We start from the raw sequence: 5,269 nt of genomic DNA on the forward strand, positions 1-5,269 counted from the left end.
AACAGACCTCCGCCGCCACCCACTCCCTGCGCGAGGAAATCAGCCGCCTCGCCGGCCGCGTCTCCGGCTTCCGCACCACCCACGCCGCACCCGCCTACGCGGCACCCGCCCACGCCGCACCCGCCGCAACCGCCCACACGGCACCCGCCCACGACATGACGCGCCGCGTCTTTCTCCATGCTCATTCCGGCTCCTTTCTGGTTCAACCATGCCTAGACAGCTTCGCCACGACCGGATGCATGGACAGGACAGTCACGTGACCAGACGGTCAGGCCCTTCTCGGGTCACAAGCACCAGCGAGGCAAAACCTCACCGCAGGGTGTTCCCGGGCGGCCGACAGGTCCGGGGAAAGACACGGCTGGTCGATCGGTGTTTGGGTCAGACCGCACCAGGACGCCCTGCGGCGCCAGCCTACCAGAGGGTCCATCGCTGTGAGGGTCAGACCACCCGGGAACTGGCCTCGATCTTCTGACTGTCGCTATGATGGACGAGGCCGCCGCTACGTACCGGGCGTCTGTCGTGAAGAGGCTGTTCCAGGGCATCGAGGACGAAGCCGGCATGCGCCGTGCGGCTTACCCGCCAGCCGACGATACGCCGGGCGAATGTATCGATGACGAACGCCACATATACAAAGCCCTGCCAGGTCGCGACATAGGTGAAGTCGGAGACCCGGAGCATGTTCGGCGCCGGCGCCTGGAACTGGCGGTTGACGCGGTCCAGTGGGCAATGGGCCGTCTTGTCGCCGATCGTCGTCCTGACCGGCTTGCCGCGGACCGCGCCTTGTAATCCCATTGTGCGCATCAACCGCTCCACCGTGCGGCGGGCAACGGCGCATCCTTCCCGCCACAACTGCCGCCAGACCTTGCGCGCACCGTAGACCCCGAAATTCTCCGCGAACACGCGCCGGATATCCGCCGCAAGCGCCTCATCCCGCCGGGCGCGTTCTGACCGCCTCTCGCGGTTGGCCCGCTTCGCTACGTGCTCGTGGTCGGTCGATGGGGCGATCGGCAGCACCCCGCAGATCGGCTCGACCCCATAGGCCCCGCGGTGATCATCGATGAACGCAATCATGGCTGGAACCGGCGGTCGAGCTCCGCCTGGGCAAAATAGGCCGACGCCTTGCGCAGGATCTCATTCGCCTGGCGGAGTTCGCGGTTCTCGCGTTCCTGCGCCTTCAGCTTCGCAGATACTTCCGACGGAACACCAGGCGCACGGCCGCTGTCGCGATCCGCCTTCTGCACCCATTCACGCAGCGTATGAGGCGAGCAGCCAAACTTCGCCGCTATCGACACCATCGCCCCCTCCGCAGCATTCCACATGCCAAGGCAGGCGGAACCTTGGCTGCCTCGCCCAGCGCGACGGATGTTCACCTTCGGCTCCAGCACCATCCGCACCCCACGCTCGCGGACTTCGGCAGAAAATTTGTTCGTCGTCGGACTCGTCATGGCTCCATCCCATTTGGGAGTTGGAGCCTCCGGCAAACCCGGGGCGGTTCAGCTTTCGCAGAATTGTTGGTGGCTTGCTCGCTGCCCCCCCCCCCCCCCGCCCGGTCGGAGGGCCGCCTGTCAACCCTTCCAGAGCCCGAGCCGGCGCGCCAGCCGTTCCGCCCGCTCGTAGATATAGGCCGCGGCCTCCTCCTCGGAGGGCCATTCCCGGTAGTTCCGCTTGCTGCCCCGCTCGCTGAAATAGGTGAACCACTTGCCGTCGACCTGCTCGATGCCGTCGATCTCGCCGCCGCCGAGGCTGCCGTGCGTGTAGAGATCGCCGTCCTCGACGCCGTGAGCGCTGAGGCGCGCCTTCATCTCGCTGACCTTCATCTGGACCTCCTCTAGCGAACCTGCTGCAAGTAACCACCCCGGACGAGATCGCCAACCGACATGTCCGTCTTGTATTGTACACCGCCCCCGGGCTCGCCAAACCAGCCGGCGGCGCGGCCGGAGGTGACAGGGATCGGCTTTAAGACTTCGTAGACCGCGTGCTGCTGCGTCGCTGGATCATAAGGCAGGGCACGATCGCCGAACGGCGTCCCGGCCGGCGACAGGAAGCTGCCGGCGTCGTCCTCGCCGGAGAAGCCGCTATAGCGGTCAATCGTCTGCCCAGGTTGCAGTTCCGTGCGCACGGCGGGACCATCGAATCCATCGTTTGGCGGCCACCGCAAGTCGCCTGTCTTCGGATCAAACCACTGCTCATCAAGATCGGAGCGGTAAAGCGGCCGGCGCACTGGCAGTGCACGAGGTAGTGGTTTCGGTGAAGACGGCTCTGCCGCTCCCCCGCGGCCCGACCTGCCGGTCGCGGCCTTCGCCACGCGGCGTGGTGGCGGACGGACGGGCTCATCCTCTGTCTCTGGCGCCTTGGGTTTCACCTCATGCACGCGTTCGATGATTTCACGGAGCAGGACGAGGAGACCTAGTGAGACCAGCGCCGCCGCGGCCAGTTTGGCGGCGAGTTTGATCTCTTCACCCGTCCTGGCATGGCCGGCCTTGATCACCGCCTCGACGAGATCCTTCCCGGCAATCAGCCCCGCCCAGCCGAACTGCCACCAGGCCAGCCCGGCGATCATGCCGTCCACGATCGCATCCGCCCCCGGTACCGCTTGCACGACCGCGATCCCGCCGAAGAACAGCGCCATCACCGCAAGGTTCTGCGGCGTCAGGAATGCCCTGAATTCCGCCCGGCTCGCCTCTCCAAGACACTCCGGGATCGCCTCGAACATGGCGACCACCTTCTGCCCACCGCTCCAGCCGGACACCGGGCCGCGGCCCGGCAGGATCCCGCTGCCGGCATCGCCGCGGAGCATGCTGCGATGCGGGTCGCTCGGGAAACGGAAGACCGCAAGCGCGCCGTGGCTGACATCCGCCTGGAACTGCCGGATCAGGAGTTCTGGCGGGACCTCCTGACGTTCGTTCCGCCAGGCCGCGTAGAAGCGACGGATGGCCGCAAGATTGCCCGGATGACCGAAAAATGGCGTGCCGCCCTGACGCATGGCGTCGAGCATCTGCTCGAATTCGACCCGGCCGAGAGTATCGGATCCCTGATATGTCTGGAACCGGCGGACTTCTCTCGTCTCTGCCGAGGTGGGCAGGACGAGATAAACCGCGTGGAGGCTTCGCAGATCCAGATGGAGTGCTTGCGGATGGGGCGTTGCCAACCAGGGGCGCGGTCCAGGTGATCCTGAAAGTGCATTTCCCATCCGCACAACGATACAGCATACACGGCTTTCGACCAACCGGCTCTTGCACGGTCGGAAGTGCCGCCGCTGCTCCGACCGCCTCCGCTATTCCCCGACGGAGAATAATAGGACGGTGATGAGTACGGGGACGAATACCCGGTTCTGTAGCGGCGGGAGCGCTCGTAACGGGAACGGCAAGCAGGCCAATTCGAGGCAGCGCGTGCTGACTTGTGGCCCTCTATCGGTGCCGTGCATCTAGTCCGTGTGGACGGAATCGCTGATATGAGGATTTGACCGATTCCCGAATCGGGAATTGTTCGAATCACTGCGTGACCGGCAACGGAGGGTCGGGCATGCTGACGGGAATGACGGAACAGGATTGGTCTGTGGTGCTGAAGGTTTTTGACGCGGCCCAATCGAGCCGTGGCGAGCCGGGGCATGACGACCGGAAATTTCTGGAAGCGGTGCACTATTTCACTGTCCATGGCATCACGTGGCGGGCCCTGCCTGCGGAATTTGGCAAATGGAACAGCGTATGGAAGCGGTTCTGGCGGCTGAGCCGCTCCGGGGTGTTCGAGGCGTTCTTTCAGCTTCTCGCCGAATACAGTCAGACCTCGCATCTGGTGCAGTTGTTCGACAGCACAACGGCGCGCGCCCACGTCTCCGCCGCCGGGGCAAAAGGGGGCAGCAGGGCCAGGCCGTTGGCCGCTCGCGTGGCGGCTTCTCGGCCAAAATTCACCTCAAGACCGATCTCGACGGTCACCCGCTCGACTTCCGCCTGACCGGCGGCGAAGCCAGCGATACCACCGAGTTCGAGACCTCGCTCGATATCGGACCCGACATCCGTCCGCGTATCGTGGTGACCGACAAGGGCTACGACAGCCGCGCCAACCGAGTGGCAGCTCGCGCGCGCGGCATCACCCCGGTCATCCCGCGTCGCGAAAATTCCAAGGAAATAGGCCAATTCTTCCCGAAGCGGTTGTACCGCCGACGCGCACGCATCGAGCAGACGATCGGCAAACTCAAACGCTTCAAACGCATCGCCATGCGCTGCGATAAGACCGCAACCAGCTACGCCGCCTTCATCAGCTTCGCTTGCGCACTGATATTGGTTAAACCCGTCCACGCGACCTAACGAGCCCATCGGTGTTACAAAGCCGATGTGTTCCGACTCCGAACGTATTTTTCAAAGCTCGCGATGTCGAGCGGGGAAGGCCAGACGGTCACCGATCCGGACGGAACATGGACTTTCGGGGCCGATGGAACGATCACAGGCCGAAATCATGAATGGCGATTGCGAGGCATCAATTGACGAATTCTCTTACGCTCGCACGCAACATTGATATTGCCCGGCATGAGCTGGAAGCAAGCGGGCGCGTCAGCCTGCCTAGGAGGCGTGCGATCTGGCGCGCGATGTATCCCGATATCGAAACCAAACAAGGGCGCGATGTTGGCCATCGCCGACTTGTTCTGCTGGATATTCTCGCGGTCCAGCGCGTAATGCCGCTTTGGCGCGCGGTCTTTCCGACTGATAACTCGCCAGCTTCGATGCTGCGAATTGCTCTTGATACCGCCTTCGATCGTACGGATCCGGTACTGGCTGAAAAAACCCGCGATTCGCTTTATGTCGATATCGTCGAGAACCGGAGCTATGCGAAAGGTCAGGAGACGGCAATGTTTGTCGGCCATGCGGCTGCCAACACCATCACTACCGCCGTCTTCCAGGGGGTTCCGGATGCAGATGCCGAAATCGATGACGATGATCTCGATCCGGAAGGTTTCGAGCCGAGCATGCTTGCAGCCGCGGCGGAGGCCGGCGGATTACCCTGGTCCGAAGCCACCGACCGGAAAATAGAACGCGCCTTCTGGGACTGGTATCTAGGGAGTGCCATCACAAGAGCCTGTGAAATGACGGGAAACGAGGTTTAGCCTACCTTCCCAAATTAGAGTCGATGTCACTGATTATCGAACGACGGCTCGTAGAAAACCGCTCATAATTGGCCGCCTGGGCGCGCAGTTGCCTGCGCACCAGCGAGGAACCGCGGCCGGCCTGCGCGCCGGCCCGGGCCTCGTCGCGCGCATCCCGCGCTGCGGAGAGCA

Annotated in this window: 4 protein-coding genes, 3 pseudogenes and 1 other annotated feature; of the genes and pseudogenes, 4 read left to right on the top strand and 3 right to left on the bottom strand. The window is 63.7% G+C overall.

The window, feature by feature from the left end; genetic code table 11:
• Positions 1 to 260: pseudogene (locus APM_RS17925) on the top strand (hypothetical protein); the annotation flags it as partial.
• Between the two features lie 214 nt (positions 261 to 474).
• Here the strand turns inward: APM_RS17925 and APM_RS22805 are convergent.
• The 3 genes and pseudogenes from APM_RS22805 to APM_RS20855 all read right to left on the bottom strand — a co-directional run.
• Positions 475 to 1,445: pseudogene (locus APM_RS22805) on the bottom strand (IS3 family transposase); the annotation flags it as partial.
• Positions 997 to 1,113, bottom strand: a sequence feature (AL1L pseudoknot). It overlaps the preceding pseudogene by 117 nt.
• 120 nt (positions 1,446 to 1,565) lie before the next feature.
• Complete coding sequence (locus APM_RS17940; protein ID WP_013640380.1) at positions 1,566 to 1,817, bottom strand: hypothetical protein; 252 nt, start codon at positions 1,815 to 1,817, stop codon at positions 1,566 to 1,568.
• Between the two features lie 11 nt (positions 1,818 to 1,828).
• Complete coding sequence (locus APM_RS20855) at positions 1,829 to 3,148, bottom strand: TNT domain-containing protein (RefSeq protein ID WP_241763211.1); 1,320 nt, start codon at positions 3,146 to 3,148, stop codon at positions 1,829 to 1,831.
• A 386-nt stretch (positions 3,149 to 3,534) separates the two neighbouring features.
• Between APM_RS20855 and APM_RS22810 the strand changes: the two are divergent.
• The 3 genes and pseudogenes from APM_RS22810 to APM_RS17965 form a co-directional block, all read left to right on the top strand.
• Positions 3,535 to 3,693 (top strand): annotated as a pseudogene (locus tag APM_RS22810) (transposase); the annotation flags it as partial.
• Positions 3,693 to 4,304 carry an IS5 family transposase gene (locus APM_RS21805; protein WP_138919261.1) on the top strand — a complete coding sequence of 204 codons (612 nt, stop codon included), beginning with the start codon at positions 3,693 to 3,695 and terminating at the stop codon, positions 4,302 to 4,304. The pseudogene APM_RS22810 and the gene APM_RS21805, both read left to right, overlap by 1 nt.
• Positions 4,305 to 4,456: 152 nt before the next feature.
• Positions 4,457 to 5,098, top strand: a complete 642-nt coding sequence (locus APM_RS17965; protein WP_011942127.1) for an Imm5 family immunity protein — start codon at positions 4,457 to 4,459, stop codon at positions 5,096 to 5,098.
• Positions 5,099 to 5,269 lie beyond the last annotated feature (171 nt).

Origin of the sequence: Acidiphilium sp. PM (assembly GCF_000219295.1) — a bacterium.
GTDB lineage: Bacteria > Pseudomonadota > Alphaproteobacteria > Acetobacterales > Acetobacteraceae > Acidiphilium > Acidiphilium multivorum.

Coding starts and splice junctions, on each gene's coding strand:
- APM_RS17940 (WP_013640380.1), bottom strand. CDS start 1,817: ATGAAGGTCAGCGAGATGAAGGCGCGCCTCAGCGCTCACGGCGTCGAG.
- APM_RS21805 (WP_138919261.1), top strand. CDS start 3,693: ATGGAACAGCGTATGGAAGCGGTTCTGGCGGCTGAGCCGCTCCGGGGT.
- APM_RS17965 (WP_011942127.1), top strand. CDS start 4,457: ATGGCGATTGCGAGGCATCAATTGACGAATTCTCTTACGCTCGCACGC.